Below are 17174 nucleotides of genomic sequence, written 5' to 3'. Positions count from 1 at the left end.
GTGCCTTCACGCAAACGCCCGGAGGTACCGTGTACCCCGGGCGTGGCGTGTGGTCGAAGTCCGGCGGCGCCAAGGCGCCGCCGGACGGGCATCAGCCCTGCTTCTTCTGGTCGTCGTCGACTTCCTCGAACTCGGCGTCCACGACATCGTCGCCCTGCTGGCCGCTGTCGGCCTGCTCGGCACCGGCCTCGCCCGCGGCGTCCGCGCCCTGGGCATAGGCCTTCTCGGCCAGCTTGCCGGAGGCCTCGGCCAGCTTCTGCGTGGCCTGTTCGATGGCGTCGGCGTCCTCGCCTTCCATCGCGGTCTTGACCTCGGCCACGGCCGACTCGATCGCGGAGCGCTCGTCGTCGGAGACCTGGTCGCCCAGATCCTTCAGCGACTTCTCGGCGGAGTGCACCAGGGCATCGGCCTGGTTGCGCGCCTGGACCAGCTGCTGGAACTTCTTGTCTTCCTCGGCATGCGCCTCGGCGTCCTTGACCATCTGTTCGACTTCCTCGTCGGACAGGCCGGAGGAGGCCTTGATCACGATCTTGTTCTCCTTGCCGGTCGCCTTGTCCTTGGCCGAGACGTTCAGGATGCCGTTGGAGTCGATGTCGAAGGTGACCTCGATCTGCGGCACACCGCGCGGCGCGGCCGGGATGTCCTGCAGGTCGAAGCGACCCAGCGACTTGTTGGCGCTGGCCATGTCGCGCTCGCCCTGCAGCACGTGCACGGTCACCGCGGTCTGGTTGTCCTCGGCGGTGGAGAACACCTGGTTGGCCCGGGTCGGGATGGTGGTGTTCTTCTCGATCAGCTTGGTCATCACGCCGCCCATCGTCTCGATGCCGAGCGACAGCGGGGTCACGTCCAGCAGCAGCACGTCCTTGACGTCGCCGCCCAGCACGCCGGCCTGCACGGCGGCGCCGACCGCAACGGCCTCGTCCGGGTTCACGTCCTTGCGCGGCTCCTTGCCGAAGAACTCCTGCACCGCTTCCTGCACCTTAGGCATGCGGGTCTGGCCGCCGACGAGAATCACGTCGTCCACCTCGGAGGCGGACAGGCCGGCGTCCTTCAGCGCAACCTTGCACGGCTCGATGGAGCGCTTGACCAGGTCCTCGACCAGGCTCTCCAGCTTGGCGCGGGTGATCTTCAGCGCCAGGTGCTTCGGCCCGGTGTTGTCGGCCGTGATGTACGGCAGGTTGACCTCGGTCTGCTGGCTGGAGGACAGCTCGATCTTGGCCTTCTCGGCGGCCTCCTTCACGCGCTGCATCGCCAGCGGATCGCCCTTGATGTCGATGCCCTGGTCCTTCTTGAACTCGTCGACCAGGTAGTCGATCAGGCGATTGTCGAAGTCCTCGCCACCCAGGAAGGTGTCGCCGTTGGTCGCCAGCACCTCGAACTGGTGCTCGCCGTCCACCTCGGCGATCTCGATGATGGAGATATCGAAGGTACCGCCACCGAGGTCATACACGGCGATCTTGCGATCCCCGCGCTTCTTGTCCATGCCGTAGGCCAGCGCGGCCGCGGTCGGCTCGTTGATGATGCGCTTGACCTCGAGCCCGGCGATCTTGCCGGCGTCCTTGGTCGCCTGACGCTGGGAGTCGTTGAAGTAGGCCGGGACGGTGATCACCGCCTCGGTGACTTCTTCGCCGAGGTAGTCCTCGGCGGTCTTCTTCATCTTCTGCAGCACGCGCGCGGAGATCTCCGGCGGGGCCATCTTCTTGCCCTGCACCTCGACCCAGGCGTCGCCGTTGTCGGCCTTCACGATGCTGTAGGAGACGAGCTTGATGTCCTTCTGGACCTCGCCTTCGTCAAACTTGCGGCCGATCAGTCGCTTGGCCGCAAACACAGTGTTCTGCGGATTCGTGACCGCCTGGCGCTTGGCGGACTGGCCGACCAGCACCTCGCCGTCGTCACTGAACGCGACGATGGACGGGGTGGTGCGGGTGCCTTCCGCGTTCTCGATGACCTTGGCCTGGTCGCCTTCCATCACGGCGACACAGGAGTTGGTGGTCCCGAGGTCGATACCGATGATCTTGCCCATGATTGAAATCTCCTGATGCGAAAAAGTGGCGCTGCAGAGCGTCGTTCTCTGCCAACTTGTACGGGAATCTGGGGCCCCGGGCCGGGTTTTCAAGGGGCGATATCCGAGCCGCCCCCTGATCCGCCCGGGTAGCCGGGTCAGGCGCTTTCGTCGATGTTCGGCGAGGTCGGTGCCTTGGAGACCACCACCATGGCCGGGCGCAGTACGCGGTCCTGCAGCATGTAGCCCTTCTGCATGGTCGCCACCACCGTGTTCGGCGGGTGCTCCGGGTCTTCCTGCATGGACATCGCCTGATGGCGCTCCGGGTCGAAGCGCTGGCCGGTCGGGTCCTCGGCCTGGATGCCGAACTTGTCGAAGACCTTGGTCAGGTTCTTCAGGGTCAGCTCGGCCCCCTCGATGATGCGCTCGACATCCTGGGTCTCGCGGGCCGCCTTCAGCCCCATCTCCAGCGAGTCGCCGACCTCCAGCATCTCGGAGGCGAACTTTTCCATCGCGTATTTGTGCGCGTTCTCCAGCTCGCGCTCGAAGCGCCGGCGCTGGTTCTCCAGTTCCGCCTGCGCGCGCAGGGCCTGGTCACGCCGTTCCTCGGCCAGGGCCTCGAGCTCCTGCAGCCGTGCCTCGGTATCGCCCTCGCCGGGATGGTCGCCATCGGCCTCGGGGGCCGCCTCGTTCCCGGTCTCGAGCTCTTCCGGTTGTTCCTGGGGTTCCCGCTGTTCCGACATGCTGGCCTCGCGAATCAATGAAAAGTGAAACCGCCCGCCGGGTCGCCAGCCGGCAGGCGGGGGTATTCGGGTTGACTACTGGGACTGTGGGGGCATCCGTCCGGGTTTCAAGGGCGGCCCGCTACTTCGGGTCGCCCGGCGGCTGATCGCCCAAAGCCGAGCCGAGCAGACGCGCGGTCACGTCCACGATCGGGATTACCCGGTCGTAGGACATGCGCGTGGGTCCGATGACCCCCAACACGCCGACCACCTCGCCATCCACACTATAGGGCGCAGTCACCACCGAGCAGTTCTCGAACCAGTCCAGCCCGGACTCGCGGCCGATGAAGATCTGCACGCGGTCGCTGCGAATGCACTGGTCGAGAATCCCGAGGATCTCCTGCTTTTCGTTGAAGGCCTCGAGCAGCTGCCGCAGGCGCTCCATGTCCGCCAGCTCCTCGTAGCCGAGCAGGTGAGTCTGGCCGGCCACGACCACGTCGTCCGGGTCCTCGTCACCGACCGCCTTCTCGCCCAGATCGATCGCCGCCAGCATCATCGCGTCCAGGTCGTCGCGCACGTCGCGCATCTCGCGCAGCAGCTCGGCTCGCACGGCGTGCAGGCTCTTGCCCGCCAGATGGGCGTTCAGGTAGTTGGCCATGCGCTGCAGCTCGTCCTGGCCGAAGTCGCGCTCCAGCTCCAGCACGCGGTTCTGCACCTCCTTGCCGTCGATGACCAGGATCGCGAGGATGCGTCCCTCGCCCAGGCGCAGAAACTCGATCTGGCTCAGCGCGACGTTGCGATGCCGCGGCAGGCGCACCATCCCGGCCATGCGCGTCACCCGCGACAGCAGGTTGCTGGTGGTATCCATCAGATCCTGGGTACTGGCATTCGGGTCGAAGCCGGACTGGATCGCGCGCACCTCCTCCGGGGAGGGGTTGCGCACCTCCAGCAGGCTGTCCACGAACAGCCGGTAGCCGGCCGGCGTCGGGATGCGCCCGGCCGAGGTATGCGGCGAATGGATCAGGCCCATGTCCTCGAGATCCGCCATCACGTTGCGTACAGTGGCCGCGCTCACGCTGAGCCCGGAGGTGCGGGCCAAGGTACGCGAGCCGACGGGCTGGCCGTCCCGGATGTAGCTCTCGATCAGGGTCCGCAACAGGGTTCGGGCCCTGGCGTCCAGATTGATGAAAGCGTTTTCCATGGGTCGTCAGCGCTCCACTCGGTCGAGTGCCAGAAGGTACCAGTCTTGGATGGTGCCGGAATCGGGTCAAGGGAAACACTGATGAATGTATGCGTTCGCGCTCGAGTCGCTTTTGCGTGCGAACAAGGCGCGGCGACCGCCGTGCAGTCATTCTGCACAAGGGAGCCGCAACGCCGTGCGCGCTCAAAAGCGGCCGAGCCCCTTCAGGGTTGGCGCCTCATGTTCCCCGATCCTGCGTTGCGGCCCGAATCAGTCAACAACGGGCCGGTAGAACCACTACCGGCTGCGCACCGCGCCTGATCTCGGAAAACATGAGGCACCAACGCGAACGCATACATTCATCAGTGTTTCCCTGGAAACCCCGGGTGCAGTCGCGGTCCCTTTTCCGGATAATGCCGGCATGATGCCAGACTTCAACAAGGTCGGGCTGGTCGGCAAGACCAGCGATTCGCGCACCGCCCCGCTGGTCGCCACGCTGGTCGGTCTGCTCCAGGAGCGCGGCCGCCAGGTCTTCATGGAACAGGAGATCGACGGCTTCGAGCGTCCGGAGCGGGTCGGGCTCCTGCCGCTGGAGGAGCTGGCCAGAGCGGTCGATCTGCTGATCGTCATCGGCGGCGACGGAACCCTGCTGGCCACCGCCCGCAAGGTCGCCGATGCCGACACGCCGCTGCTGGGGATCAACCTGGGTCGCCTGGGATTTCTCGTGGATGTCTCCCCGGACACCGCCCCGGAGGAACTGGGCGAGGTCCTGGACGGGGCCTTCGAGCGGGAGCCGCGGGCGATGCTGGAGGCCGAGCTGATCCGCGACGGGGTCACCATCCACCACGGGATCGCGCTGAACGACGTCGTGGTCCATGTACTGAGCGTGGTGCGCATCATCGAGTTCGACACCGCGATCGACGGCATGGACGTCGGCCGGCTGCGCGCCGATGGCCTGGTGGTAGCCACGCCCACGGGTTCTACCGCCTACGCCCTGTCCGCCGGCGGGCCGATCCTGACCCCGCAGCTGGACGCGATGGTCATGGTCCCGGTCTGCCCGCACAGCCTGAACCACCGCCCGCTGGTGGTCAGCGGCCGCTCCACGGTGGAGATCCGCCTTTCCAGTGGCAGCCGTTCCCCGGCCCAGGTCGCGCTGGACGGACAGGAGAACGTGGACTTCGCCCCGGGCGACCTGCTGCGCATCCACCGTCGCGAACAGGCCCTGACCCTGATCCATCCCCGCGAACACCACTTCCTGCGCGTGCTGCGAACCAAGCTGCGCTGGGGCGAGCAGCCCTGATCCCGCCATGCTGCGACTGATCAGCATCCGCGACTTCGCGATCATCGACCAGCTGGAACTGGAGCTGGACACGGGCCTGAGCGCCCTGACCGGCGAGACCGGGGCCGGCAAGTCCATCCTGATCGACGTAATCGGCCAACTGCTGGGCGACCGCGCCGACGCCGGCATGGTGCGGGAGGGGGCCGAGCAGGCCGACCTGTCCGCGGAGTTTGCCCTGCCCGGGCAGGGCCCGGCCGGCACATGGCTGGCCGAGCAGGATCTTGCGGACCCCGACGACGACGCGGTGCTGCTGCGCCGGGTCCTGACCCGCCAGGGCAAGAGCCGCGCCTGGATCAACGGCCGCCCGGTCGCGGTCGGCCAGCTGCGCACATTGGGCGAGTGGCTGGTGGACATCCACGGCCAGCACGCCCATCAGCAGCTATTGCAGCGCGACACCCAGCGCCTCTGGCTGGACGGCTTCCTCGAAGGCGACCGGGTCTCCCACGTGCGCGAGGCCCACACGGCCTGGCGCGAGGCCGCCCGCGCGCTGGAGCAGGCCCGCGAGAGCCAGGCCGACACCTCCGACCGCCTCGACCTGCTGCGTTTCCAGACCACCGAGCTGGCCGAACTGGCCCCGGTCCAGGACGAATACCCGCAACTGCTGGCCGAGCAGAACCAGCTCGCCCACGGCACCGAGGTGCTGAGCGCGCTGCAGACCGCCAGCCAGCAGATCGAGGACGACGCCGGCGTCGATGCCCAGATCGGCCATGTGCTGCACGCGCTGCAGGACGCCGCGCAGCACGACGAACGGGTGAACCCGACGCTGGAGCTGCTGGAGTCCGCGCGCATCCAGATCACTGAGGCCGGCGACACCCTGCGTCGGCTGGCCGACGCCATCGAACTGGACCCGGAACGCCTGGCCGAGCTGGACCAGCGCGTCGGCGAGTACCTGCGCCTGGCGCGCAAGCACCGGGTCGATCCCGAGGCCCTCCCGGGCCTGCACGACGAACTGCAGACCGAGCGGGACGCCCTGGAGAACGGCGACCAGACCCTCGAGGCCCTGGAGGCGCGCGAACAGGAGACCCGTACCGCCTTCGACTCGGCTGCCAAGGCGCTGAGCAAGGCCCGCCAGCAGACCGCCAAACGCATCGGCCAGGCGGTCACCGACACCATGCAGGAGCTGGGCATGGCCGGCGGCCACTTCGAGATCGCGATCGAGCCCGCCGACAAACCGCAGGCGCACGGCGTGGATCACATCGAGTTCCGCGTCGCCGCGAACCCCGGCTCCGCCCCGCAGCCGATGGCGAAGGTTGCCTCCGGCGGCGAGCTCTCGCGTATCGGGCTCGCGCTACAGGTGCTGGCCAGCCAGCAGCAGACCGTACCCACGCTGATCTTCGACGAGGTCGACAGCGGCATCAGCGGCGCGGTCGCCGAGGTCGTCGGGCGCAAGCTGCGCACCCTGGGCGAGCGCCATCAGGTCCTGTGCGTGACCCATCTGGCCCAGGTCGCCGCCCAGGCCCACCAGCAGCTGGAGGTGCAGAAATCGCACGGCAAGGACGGCACCCGCACTGCCATCCAGCCGCTGGACGACGAGCGCCGCGTCGAGGCCCTGGCCCGCCTGATCGGCGGCACCCAGCTCACCGAAACCACCCGCACCCACGCCCGCGAACTCCTGTCCTCCGCCGGTTAGTCCAGCACGAAGGCCACAAAGGACAACACGCAGGATGCGATGAGCGCAGCGGATCGTGGAGCGGGCGCTACAGGATCACCACCGCTGAACCATGCGGTTCAGGACCGCGCCGGCCAGATGCCGTCCGCCAGATGGCGCGCACCGGGTGGCAGACGCGGCATCCAGTAGACCCAGAGGGCCGTGGGACCATCCTCGGTCCAGGCGGGCACCAGGGCCCGGCGATACTCCCCGCGGCCGTCCGGGTGCACACCCTCCAGGGCGTCGACGCGCGGCAGGGCCCGCGGCGGATCGGGCAGGCGAATCCACTCGCCGTGCACAAGCTCCTGCGCCGCATCCGGGGCTGATGGCGCGAGCCCCCGGAAGCGGCGCTGACGCCCCGCGTCACGGGCCGGGTCCTGCCCGGCTTTCAGCAGAATGCTGTCGGCGGCAATCTGCACGGCGGGGTAGCCCACGGGTAAGTCATATAGCGACCCGACAATGGTCGCGGTGCGAATCCGGAGGGCGCTGGAGCAGAACGCCCGGTGGTTGGCGAAGCCCCGCTTCAGCGTCCCGTACACGAACAGGTCGACGAATCCCGCCATACCGATGGCTACTCCTGCGGGAAACGCACTACCGGGCGCCACAGGCGCGCGGACTCCGGCACCTGGCCGGGCCAGTCGACCACGTAGTCGATCAGGGGGAGGTCGGGGGCATCACACTCGCGGATGACCCGGCCGGCCACCGAGACGCGGGCGCGCTTGACCGTCTCCGGATCGCCCGTCAGCAGAGGGTGCCAGGTCGGCAGCGGGTGGCCCTCGAAACGCAGGCGATAGGCACAGGTGGGCGGCAACCAGTGATAGTGGGGCAGGTCCTTTCGGGTCAGCTGGATGCAGTCCGGCACGAAGTCCCGGCGGTTGGCGTAGTCCGAGCAGAAACCGGTCTCGCAGTCGAGCAGGTCGCAGGCCAGCCAGGTAAAGGCCAGCTCGCCCGAGTCCTCGTCTTCCAGCTTGTGCAGGCAGCAGCGCCCGCAGCCGTCGCACAGGGCCTCCCACTCTTCGTGGCTCAGGGTCTCGAGCGGGCGCTCCCAGAACGGGCGGGCATCCGGCGCGGCCGATTCACTCATGATCCCCGTAGTCCTCGCCCAGGCGGCGGCGCCCTTCGTCGCGCAGGCGTTCCACGGTCTGTCCCCAGCGCTCCTGGGTCACGTAGTGCATCAGCACACGCCCGCGGCGCGGGACCAGAATGGCCAGCCCGTCCTCGGGGTAGAGCCAGTAGCTGTGATCGGAGTCCATGCGCAGGCGCTCGCGCGGCTCGCCAAAACGCTGGGTAATCAGGTCCTCGGTCCAGTGGGCGCGCGGTATGTAGCTCATCTCGACGATCGGGACGTTGCCCAGCGATGTCAGGGCGTCGTCGCTCAGTCCGTAGCGCCGGGCCCCGCTGGGCATGGGCCGCTCGGACGTCGTCTCGGCCTCGATCCGGTCCAGCGCCGCCTCATCCAGATCCGGGCGCAGGATCAGGTTGGCCTCGAACGGGGGGATGCGCGCGTTCACGTAGTAGGCCTCCACCGAACGCGAACCGTCGGCATCCACGAACAGGCGGATGTCCGGCACCGGCAGGCGGCCCATCAGGTCGGCCATGGTGGTCTCGCCCAGCACGATGCCCAGCACCCGCGTGCGCTGGCGATCCCCTACCTCGATCTGCCACGGAAGGTCGGAGAACTGCTGACTGCGCATGCCACCCGGGTTGGAGTAGACCCACATGGCCAGCGCCAGGATGACCCCCATCGCCACCAGCCCGATGATCCAGCGTATGCGCATTCCGCGCCCAGGATCATCACTCTTCGAATCAGCCATCTGCCCGAAGGAATCGTCTTTCGCATTCTCCCGATTTTCGGTGGATAAACCTTTCTCCGAGCGATCTATATTTGAGACTTGCCTGCCTGAAGGCCGATCCACATCAGTCTCCCCTGAAAGCATGTAATCGTACGCTGCGCGCTTCTCTGCATCCACGAGTGTCTCGTAAGCCGCTTGAGCTTCTTTGAACTTGGATTCAGCAGTTTCACTACCAGGGTTCCGGTCCGGGTGATACTTCATCGCGATAGATCTAAACGCCGCCTTTATCTCGTGCGTTAATGCGTCAGAGTGGACACCCAACACTTGGTAGTAGTTGCTCTTCCCCATGTCTTGTTCCTTCTGAGCGCAGCTACGCATTCAGCTAACTGAGGGCGCTGAGATTAACGGGCATGTGAATCAACGGTCATAAACATCAGCGTGGCGGGCACTGTGCGGCGCCTCGTATAATGCGACGCTTGCCCGACCACCGGATACCAGCCCGCCATGTTCGCACGTTTGTCTGCCTGGATCACCGCCCGCTCCGTCCCCGGCGAAAGCATCGGACGCATCCTGATCCTGGCCCCGCGGGCCACCCTCGTGACCGCCGCCGACTGGCTGCAGGAACTCGCCGCGGGCGGCGGCCCCATCGCGCTGGGCGTAACCGACTGCCGCCAGGACCGCGAGGCCGAGGGCCTGATCGAGGGCGTGCCGGCGCTGGCCATGCATCCCGAGCTGGCCACGACCCGCCTGGGCCGTCTGCAACCGCGGGCCGTCGTGGTCATCGGCCCGCTACAGGCCGGGGATCATGACTTGGGGCCGGCCCTCGATACGCTCACGGCGCCCCGCATCTGGGTCAACGCCGCGGGCGATGGCGCAACCCGCACACAGTGGGATGCCGTGTTCGCCGTGCGCGAGGGCGCCCGGGACGGCGCCGAGGTGATCGGCGATCCGATCGCCGGCGCGGTGGAACTGCCAGCCCCACCGGAAGGCGACGCCGGATTCTGCGAACGTTTTCGCGAGTACCACGAGAAGGGTCATCCGATCCTGCTGGCGCCCAATACCGGCCCCGGCGAGGAGGCCTTCGCCTTCGCCGTATTGTTCGCAGTACTTCGCAAGAGCGCGGCCATCCTGCTGCTGGCACCCGCCGACCCGGCGCGCCACGAGCCGGTCTATCGCGACGCGATCAAGTACTCGCTGCCGATCATCCGCCACAACCGCTTCATGACCTCCTTCGTGCCGCGCAAGAACCGCGTCTACTACATCGAGGACCCGGAGACCCTGCACGCCGCCTACACCTGCGCCGACATAACCCTGCCGGGTGGCACCCTGGCCGCCAGCGAGACCCCTCCGGACCTGGGTCTGCCACTGGCCTGTGGCAGCGCGGTGATCTGCGGCCCGGCGGAGCACGAACGCCACCCGGATGCCGCCACCCGCCTGCGCATGGCCGCCGAACACACCGGCCTGGTCGCCCGCGGCGAGGACCCCGAGGCGGTGGCCGAGGAGGTGCTTGCGCGCCTGGCGGAAGGGATCGACCCGGCGGCACGGCGCGCACGCCTCGCTGAATGGCAGTCCCGCCAGTCCGGCGCACGCGCCGCGGTGCACGCCCGCCTGCAGGCCCTGCTCGCCCCCGCCTGACCCGGCGCGGAGCCGCCGGGCGGTGAAATGCAACTAATTGATCTATAATCGGGTCAACGAGTTACAGGTTTGCCGGACAGGTTCACGCACATGATCGACGCCAGCCACTCCCTCGCGGGCATCCAGAAGGGCATGACCAGCATGCGCCAGCAGGCCCACACGGTGGCCACCGAGAACGCGGGCAGTCGCGAGAGTATGGGTGCCCAGGTGGGCATGATCGCCAGCCAGAATCAGGTCGAGGCCTCGGTGAAGACCCTGCAGGCCGAGGACCGGATGATTGGCTCGTTGCTGGACGTACGCGCCTGAATCCGGGCAACGCCTGAGAACACGACCTACCAGGAGGCTCGCCGAGTTACGCGATGGAAGTCCCGGTCACCAACCCGTCTGCTGCGGTACCGGTCGGCACACGCCCGACCGGCAGCGACCGGCTGGGCCTGGGGCAGCTCTCCACCCCGGCCGATTTCGATCGCCCGCTGAACGACCCCGAGGCCGGCGAGGCCCGCCGCCCGATCGAGGATCGCGCGGAACAGGACGAGAACCGCCGCGGCGATGCCGAACAGGACCAGGGCCTGGCCTTCCCCCCGCGCTCGGAACAGGAGATGGCCTCGCGGGCCCGGGTCGCGGCCCAGATCGAGGCCTTCCGCAGTAGTGGCAATGACGCCGAAGGGGCCGCGGCGCCGGACGGTGGCGTGCTGGGCGGCGTCGGTGTCGAGGCCCTGCGCCGCCGCGTAGAACTCGCGGTCAGTCTGGCCGGGCCGGCCGAGGAGCCACGCCGCGAACTGAACGTGGTGGTCTAGCCCTCCGCGGAGCGCACGAAGAAGGTCCACAGCGCTTCACAGGAAGGCCCGGAAGATCGGAAGAAGCGCGTTGGGGTCATGACGCAGTGCCCTCAGTCCCTGCGTGACACGCCACCCCCACGCTCTCGTCATCCCGAACACCAACAGCACCGATCAGCCGTAATCGCGAGGCGCGCAGCGCCGTGGCGATCGGCTCGCGAGCTCCCGGCGCTTCCTTCAGGTTGCATCCCTGACAGGCGGCCGTGCCGGCTACTGCAGGCGCGGCGCTGCTTTGGCCTGTGCCTGGTTCTGCAGCCACTCCTGGGCGCGTTCGCCCGCGTGCAGGCGCTCGTCGGGGCTCAGCTCGCGCGCCACGCGCTCGCGGTAACGCGCCGCGCTCGCAATCCCCATCTCCGCCGCGATCGCATACCACTTGAACGCCGACACATCGGAGCGTTCCACGCCCTCGCCCATCGCGAACAGCCGCGCGAGATTGGCTGCACCGCGCCCCTCGCCGGCCTCGGCCGCCAGCAGATACCACTGGGCCGCCTGTTCCGCATCCTGCGGCAGGCCCCGGCCCTCGTCGAACTTGAGCCCCAGGTTGAACATCGCCTGGGCATTCCCGCGCTCCGCGGCAATATGGAACCAGCGGGCCGCCTCGTTGGGGTTCGCCTCCAGGCCGTCCCCCTGCTCGAACAGGACGGCCAGGTTGAAGGCGGCATCCGGGAACCCGGCCTCGGCCGAACGCTGATACCACTGCGCGGCCTCGAGGGGATCCCGCGGCAGGTGCTGCCCCTCATCCAGCAGGACCCCCAGGTTGAAGGCGCACTGCGGGTCCCCGGCCTCGGCCCCCTGCCGCCAGAGGGTCATCGCGGCGGCGTGTTCGCCGCGGGCCCAGGCATTGCGAGCCTGCTCCAAGAGAGATTCTTGCGAAGAGGATTGCGCCATCACTGCCGTCCGGGATTGCCTTTGTCTCACTCTAGCGACCCCGAGAAGGGCCGTCGACAAACCGCACGAGGATGCGTGACAGAAACCACGCCCTGGTCGAAACACAAAGCTGTGATGAATTTCCCGAAACACCGGAGGGGGCTCAAGGGTCAAGAGATGTGAACGCAGTTGCGCGTTTACATCCACCTCAATGGACAGGAGTTTCCATGAAGCATTCCACCAAGATCCTGGCCGCCGCGGCCATCGCACCCTTTGTACTTCTGATGGGCTGCTCCGACGGCGACATGGGCATGGACGAGTTCGAGGAACAACAGATGCAGGAACAGCCCGAGGGGGGTGAAGGCGGCATGCAGAGCGCCCCGCCACCCGAAGGGAGCATGCAGGAGCCGCCGCAGGACGGCGAGATGCAGCAGCCCCCGTCCGATGGCGGCATGGAACCGGAGGGTGACAACAACTTCTGACCCTCGGGCGCCCCGCCGGGGCGCCCCCTCCGAATCAACCAAAAAAGCCCCGGCACGCGCGGCGTGCCGGGGCTTTTTGTTTCGGGTCAGCCGGGATCAGTTGCTGAAGGTATCCTCCATCTCGTCCCCGGCATCCTCCATCGCGTCGCCAGCATCGTCCATGGCGTCGTCGATGTTCTCGCCGGCCTCTTCCGCCGGGCCCTGATTGTCACAGCCCGCGAGGGTCGCGCTGCCCAGCGCCATCATCAGGGCAAGCATCAGAATCGTCAGTCGTGATTTCCACATGGTGTTCTCCTTTACCGTTGCAGTCCGTTCCGGATCATTCCCTACGCACGGGCGGATCACCCGCCGTCGGGACACTCGGCTCTAAGGCCCGGTTGAGCGCCGTTGGTTCGATTCGTTCGGCCCCTGCGCCTGCAAACTGTGATGCACACCCGCGGAAACCGATCCATAAAAAAGGCCGCGGACAACGCCGCGGCCAATCGGAGGCACATGCAAACCCCGTTCGGGGGTCTCAGAAGCGGTGCTTCAGGCCCACCGAGAAGGTGCGCGGCTCATTGGGCCGGGCCCCGTCCGGATACCGCGAGATGATGCTCTGCTCGTCCAGCACATTGGTGGCGCGCACGAACAAGTCGGTATCCTTGCCCAGCGGATATCGGCTTACCAGGTCCAGCGTGGTCAGCGACTCGGTGCGATTGAAGCCGCCCGACGCACGATTACAGCCGTCACTGCTGCAGGTCTCGTCGATGTACTTCAGGATGGCGTAGTTGTTCCAGCCACTGCCATGCTCGAGCCCCGCGCGCAGACTGAACTGGTGACGCGGGATCGCCTGCAGGCGGTCTCCCTTCTGCACACCGGAAACCGCGTTGTCCGCGCTGTATTCGGCGCTGGTGTAGGTATAGCTAGCCTCCAGCGGCGCCCGGAAACGGCCGAGATCCATGCTCGTGGACGTACGCAATTCCAGACCGGAAATCACCGCCTCTCCGGTAGTGAACGTCCCGGAGGTGGATCCGTCCGAGCAGGGCGTGGCGATCGAGCAGTTCTGCACGAAGTCGGAGAAATCGCTGTAGAAGCCGATGGCCTCGACGAAGGCGTTATCACCCTGATAACGGGCACCCAGTTCCCAGTTGGTGCTGGTTTCCGGATCCTGTTCCTCGGTCGCACCGCCGCCCAGGGGGGCAAATCCCCGGTGTACGCCGGCAAGGACCTGCCAGCGATCCGTCACGTCATAGGTAAGCGAGGCCCCGGGCAACCAGATGCTGCTCGAATTGGAACGCCGGGAGTCCACAACCGTGCGCTGCGCGTCGCCGTATTGAGTACGCGAGGTCTCGACGTCCTCGTAGCGCAGCAGGAGGTTGGCGGTCAGCCGATCGTTCACGTACCACTCGTCGGCCACCCAGAAACTCCAGGCCTTGGCATCCTCGAACCGGTTGTTGCTGCCCGTCGGCTGGATCGTATCCTGGTAGACCAGCGAGCCGTTCACCTGGTCATAGATATCATCCGGCTGGAACCGATCCATCTCGTCCTGATGATAGCGGGCACCCGCGCGCAGCCAGTGGTCCCCGAAGTCCATGCTCAACTCGGTCTGGACACCCTCGGAGACATACTCGCGGTTGTTGTTGCGATACGTCAGGTCCGCAACATCCTCCTCGCCCCGGAGGATCCGCTGCGCGGTGGCATCCCCCTGGTTGGCGTCGTCGATAAACGCACTGCCGCCACCAAGTTTGAACCAGTTACGCGCGAACTCGTTGCGGTACAGGGTGGTGGTCATGCGTACGCGATCCGACCAGTCGATGTCGTGCGTCAGGCTCAGCCCGAGGTGATCGTTATTCATCTGGTCGATCTCGGAAAGGCCGTATCGCCGGTTGGGGTCCCGCGCGAAATCCTCGTCGGTCAGACCGAGGTAGGTCTCGTTCGAGGTCTCCTCCGAATACTGGATCTTGGTCTCGATGCTCTGGCGCTCACCCTCCCAGCGCAGTTTTCCGACATAGTCCTGGATGTCGTACCCGGTATCCCGGTTGCTGCGATCGATGTCCTTGAAACCGGCCCCGTCCCGCTGGACCGTCTCGATCATGTAGCTCCAGTCGCCGGAACGGTCGCCAAACATGGCATGCACATCGGTGCCGCCGCGATCGTTCACCACCGCCTCGATGGACCCTTCACGTTCGCGGGGGAGTGGCGTGGACACCAGGTTGATCACCCCCCCGGTCGTCTGGGGGCCATGGCGCAGCAATGGCGCTCCCTTCAGTACCTCGATCTCGTGGATCCGCTTGGCGGTCGGGAAATAGTAGGCCGCCGGGTTGGAATACGGGGCCGGGGCGATCAATACGTTGTCCTCCATCAGCGTCACCTTGCTGCTGCGCCCCGGCGGCGCCGCCCGGATACCGATATTCGGCCGCAGGCCCGCGCCATCCTCCTCCCGCACATAGACACCGGGCACCGTCTTGAGCGCCTGATGGATATCGGTGGTCCCTTCGGTTTCCAGTTGGTCACGCCCGACAACGGCCGCTGAACCGGGCAGCCGCTGCGTCGCGGTCACATCCCCGAGAATCTGGACCGGTGCAAGCCGGGCCTCGGGTTCGGGGACTGTCCCTGGGTCGGCTTCCTGGGCATGGAGCGCGGGAATACCCGCGACCCCGGCGATCGCGAGCACGATCGCCCGCCGTTTCCAGGCGCCGTGGATGGGCGAACGCGTTGCTCGCGGTTCGGTTCGGTGGGTCGGCTGGTGGTTTCGAGCCATGGTGGTCTCCCTTGAATAGCCAGTATCAATACCGCCCGGACGTCGAGACGCCGCGGATCGGTGACGGATTGGAGGCTGGCTGAGGGAGGGGCTCCCCTGGCTGGCAGGTGTCACGGTACGGACCGTGACGGGTGTTTCGTGTGGTTCTACTTGGTCAGGATCAGCTTGTCGTTCGCGGTGCGGCGCAAGGTGTACCACTCGCCACGGTGGCAGATGCGGATCTGCCGCGCGGGTCCCAGCAACTGTTCGCTGGCGATCTCGCGCGGGCCCGTCTGCTCGCGGGCGGCGGGCTTGACCGATTCAGAAGAGCCGGAATTCATCGTTCCCCCTCCGGTTCGGAGACGAAGGCCATGCGGCCCACCCCGGACTGGCGCACCTCGGCCATCACCCGGGCCAGCCGCTCGTAGCGGGTGTCGCGGTCCGCGCGCAGGTAGATCGCGACGTCCGGTTGTGTCTCGAGCACATCGCGCAGGCGCGTCGGGAGCTGCTCCAGCGCAATCGGCTCGTTGTTCCAGTAGAGATCGCCACCCCCGTCCAGCGCCAGGGTGACGCTTTCGGGCAGTTCGTCCACTGGCTCGCTGGTGGCCTGGGGAAGATCCAGATCCACCGAGTGTGTGATCACCGGCGCGGTGATGATGAAGATCACCAGCAGCACCAGCATCACATCCACCAGCGGGATCACGTTCATGTCCGACATCGGCTCGTTGGAATCACCCATGCGTCCGAAGGCCATCGCTCATACCCCCTGATGCAGGCCGTCGTCCGGCAGCGCATGCGGATCGGTACGGCGGTCGCGGGCCTGGCGTGCATTGCCCGGCATCAGGTCAGAGTGCATCAGCAGGGCATGCACATCATGCGCGAAGGCCTCGAAATCCTGGTGCAGCAGACGCTGGGAACGATTGAAGATATTGAAGAATGCGACCGCCGGAATGGCCGCGGCCAGACCGGCGGCCGTCGCCACCAGGGCCTCACCGAGCGGCCCGGCGACCAGGTCCATGGATACCGACGACTCCTGCGAGATGTCGATCAGCGCGCCGTGGATCCCCCAGACCGTACCCAGAAGCCCGACGAACGGTGCCAGCGCCCCGACCGAGGCGAACACGATGTTGCCGGCCTGCATGCGCAACAGCTGGCGGTCCATCGCCTGGCGGATTCGGCGCACCACGTGGTCGTCCAGACGCTGCTCGGCCTTGTCCGAGCCATCCCGCACACCGCGATAGTCGTCGAACGCCGCGAACGCCTCCTGGCCGATCGCCGCCAGCGGACCGCGCTGATCACGGATCGCATCGTGAAAGGCCGGCGCCGTCTGGCTCGCATCAAAGGCCTCCAGCGTCGCGCGGTTGTCGCGGCGCACACCGAACAGCGTGAACAGCTTGCTCGCGGCAATCGCCCAGGTCGCCACCGACATCACCAGCAGGACCAGGAAGACCGCGATCAGCACCGGGTCGCCATGGCGAAACACGTAGAAAACATCGAACTCGTTCATGCAGTCATCCTCGACGGCGCCCCTGCGGCGGGGCTCACGCGTTTATCGAATCGAAAATTCCATTGGCACCAGGACCACGCCCTCCACCGCGCGGCCGCCACGGCGCGCCGGCTCGAATTCCCAGTGCTCGATCGCTGCCTGAGCGGCCTCGTCCAGACGCCGGTGGCCACTGCTCTCCTCCACCGACCAGTCCAGCGGCTGCCCCTGCGCGGAAACCCGGACCCGCAGGAGCACGGTCCCCTCCTCGCCACGACGCAGCGAGATCCGCGGATAGTCGGGCGGCGGATTGCTCAGGTAATCCGCCCCGAAACCCGGCTCCTCGAAGGGCTCGTCCTCCTGCCCCGCCGGCCCACTGGCGGTCGCGCCCGTCTCCGCCTCCTCGTCCCGCTCCGGGGTGAATCCGGCCGGCTCTGGTTCCGGCTCTGGTTCCGGCTCTGGTTCCGG

At 67.0% G+C, this 17174-nt stretch carries 19 protein-coding genes and 1 pseudogene; 6 read left to right on the top strand and 14 right to left on the bottom strand.

The features are described 5' to 3' along the window. Positions 1 to 91 precede the first annotated feature (91 nt). The 3 genes from dnaK to hrcA form a co-directional block, all read right to left on the bottom strand. Positions 92 to 2023, bottom strand: a complete 1932-nt coding sequence (dnaK, locus tag H609_RS0112455; protein ID WP_028485070.1) for a molecular chaperone DnaK — start codon at positions 2021 to 2023, stop codon at positions 92 to 94. Positions 2024 to 2160: 137 nt separating this feature from the next. Then, entirely contained in the window at positions 2161 to 2745 is a 585-nt protein-coding gene (grpE, locus tag H609_RS0112450) for a nucleotide exchange factor GrpE (RefSeq protein ID WP_018865768.1), read from the bottom strand. A 121-nt stretch (positions 2746 to 2866) separates the two neighbouring features. Beyond that, positions 2867 to 3925 carry a heat-inducible transcriptional repressor HrcA gene (gene hrcA, locus H609_RS0112445; protein WP_018876094.1) on the bottom strand — a complete coding sequence of 353 codons (1059 nt, stop codon included), beginning with the start codon at positions 3923 to 3925 and terminating at the stop codon, positions 2867 to 2869. 400 nt (positions 3926 to 4325) lie between these two features. On the opposite strand from hrcA, the gene H609_RS0112440 reads away from it, so the two are divergent. After that, positions 4326 to 5204, top strand: a complete 879-nt coding sequence (locus H609_RS0112440; protein ID WP_028485069.1) for an NAD(+) kinase — start codon at positions 4326 to 4328, stop codon at positions 5202 to 5204. A gap of 7 nt (positions 5205 to 5211) precedes the next feature. After that, a complete protein-coding gene (gene recN, locus H609_RS0112435) occupies positions 5212 to 6873 on the top strand; it encodes a DNA repair protein RecN (protein WP_028485068.1) in 1662 nt (553 codons plus the stop codon). A 98-nt stretch (positions 6874 to 6971) separates the two neighbouring features. On the opposite strand, the gene H609_RS0112430 is transcribed toward recN, so the two are convergent. The 4 genes and pseudogenes from H609_RS0112430 to H609_RS14060 all read right to left on the bottom strand — a co-directional run. Further along, positions 6972 to 7454, bottom strand: a complete 483-nt coding sequence (locus H609_RS0112430; RefSeq protein WP_028485067.1) for a gamma-glutamylcyclotransferase — start codon at positions 7452 to 7454, stop codon at positions 6972 to 6974. A gap of 8 nt (positions 7455 to 7462) precedes the next feature. Then, complete coding sequence (locus H609_RS0112425) at positions 7463 to 7975, bottom strand: YcgN family cysteine cluster protein (protein WP_018865773.1); 513 nt, start codon at positions 7973 to 7975, stop codon at positions 7463 to 7465. After that, positions 7968 to 8669 carry a hypothetical protein gene (locus tag H609_RS0112420; protein ID WP_028485066.1) on the bottom strand — a complete coding sequence of 234 codons (702 nt, stop codon included), beginning with the start codon at positions 8667 to 8669 and terminating at the stop codon, positions 7968 to 7970. The genes H609_RS0112425 and H609_RS0112420 overlap by 8 nt, the downstream gene beginning before the upstream one ends. A 120-nt stretch (positions 8670 to 8789) precedes the next feature. Then, positions 8790 to 9032 (bottom strand): annotated as a pseudogene (locus H609_RS14060) (DnaJ domain-containing protein); the annotation flags it as partial. Positions 9033 to 9188: 156 nt separating this feature from the next. On the opposite strand from H609_RS14060, the gene H609_RS0112415 reads away from it, so the two are divergent. The 3 genes from H609_RS0112415 (at position 9189) to H609_RS0112405 (ending at position 11116) form a co-directional block, all read left to right on the top strand. Beyond that, positions 9189 to 10319, top strand: coding sequence for a hypothetical protein (locus H609_RS0112415; protein WP_028485065.1), 1131 nt, complete (start codon positions 9189 to 9191; stop codon positions 10317 to 10319). Positions 10320 to 10409: 90 nt separating this feature from the next. Beyond that, positions 10410 to 10625, top strand: a complete 216-nt coding sequence (locus H609_RS0112410; RefSeq protein ID WP_018865776.1) for a hypothetical protein — start codon at positions 10410 to 10412, stop codon at positions 10623 to 10625. A gap of 53 nt (positions 10626 to 10678) precedes the next feature. Beyond that, entirely contained in the window at positions 10679 to 11116 is a 438-nt protein-coding gene (locus tag H609_RS0112405; RefSeq protein ID WP_018865777.1) for a hypothetical protein, read from the top strand. A gap of 249 nt (positions 11117 to 11365) precedes the next feature. On the opposite strand, the gene H609_RS0112400 is transcribed toward H609_RS0112405, so the two are convergent. Continuing rightward, complete coding sequence (locus H609_RS0112400; RefSeq protein ID WP_019584100.1) at positions 11366 to 12043, bottom strand: tetratricopeptide repeat protein; 678 nt, start codon at positions 12041 to 12043, stop codon at positions 11366 to 11368. Between the two features lie 206 nt (positions 12044 to 12249). On the opposite strand from H609_RS0112400, the gene H609_RS0112395 reads away from it, so the two are divergent. Next, on the top strand, positions 12250 to 12504 hold the full coding sequence (locus H609_RS0112395) for a hypothetical protein (RefSeq protein WP_028485064.1): 255 nt from the start codon (positions 12250 to 12252) through the stop codon (positions 12502 to 12504). Positions 12505 to 12600: 96 nt separating this feature from the next. On the opposite strand, the gene H609_RS0112390 is transcribed toward H609_RS0112395, so the two are convergent. The 6 genes from H609_RS0112390 to H609_RS14415 form a co-directional block, all read right to left on the bottom strand. Further along, on the bottom strand, positions 12601 to 12789 hold the full coding sequence (locus tag H609_RS0112390) for a hypothetical protein (protein ID WP_018876089.1): 189 nt from the start codon (positions 12787 to 12789) through the stop codon (positions 12601 to 12603). Positions 12790 to 13018: 229 nt separating this feature from the next. Then, positions 13019 to 15157 (bottom strand): TonB-dependent receptor domain-containing protein, encoded by a 2139-nt coding sequence (locus H609_RS0112385; protein WP_019584099.1) that lies wholly within the window; start codon positions 15155 to 15157, stop codon positions 13019 to 13021. A gap of 233 nt (positions 15158 to 15390) precedes the next feature. After that, positions 15391 to 15564: a hemin uptake protein HemP gene (gene hemP, locus H609_RS14055; protein WP_018865782.1), complete on the bottom strand. Its 174-nt coding sequence runs from the start codon at positions 15562 to 15564 to the stop codon at positions 15391 to 15393. Then, positions 15561 to 15977: a biopolymer transporter ExbD gene (locus H609_RS0112375; RefSeq protein ID WP_018865783.1), complete on the bottom strand. Its 417-nt coding sequence runs from the start codon at positions 15975 to 15977 to the stop codon at positions 15561 to 15563. Before H609_RS0112375 ends, hemP begins: the two co-directional genes overlap by 4 nt. Before the next feature lie 3 nt (positions 15978 to 15980). Beyond that, complete coding sequence (locus tag H609_RS0112370; RefSeq protein ID WP_018865784.1) at positions 15981 to 16730, bottom strand: MotA/TolQ/ExbB proton channel family protein; 750 nt, start codon at positions 16728 to 16730, stop codon at positions 15981 to 15983. Between the two features lie 42 nt (positions 16731 to 16772). Beyond that, the gene (locus H609_RS14415) at positions 16773 to 17024 is read right to left on the bottom strand and encodes an energy transducer TonB (protein WP_051076889.1); all 252 of its coding nucleotides are present in this window, start codon (positions 17022 to 17024) and stop codon (positions 16773 to 16775) included. Between the last annotated feature and the right edge of the window lie 150 nt (positions 17025 to 17174).

The sequence above is a fragment of the Thioalkalivibrio sp. ALE17 genome (genome assembly GCF_000425605.1).
In the GTDB taxonomy this organism is placed as follows: domain Bacteria; phylum Pseudomonadota; class Gammaproteobacteria; order Ectothiorhodospirales; family Ectothiorhodospiraceae; genus Thioalkalivibrio.
The sequence above is the reverse complement of the archived record's forward strand: the minus strand, read 5'-3'. Positions and strand labels throughout refer to the sequence as shown.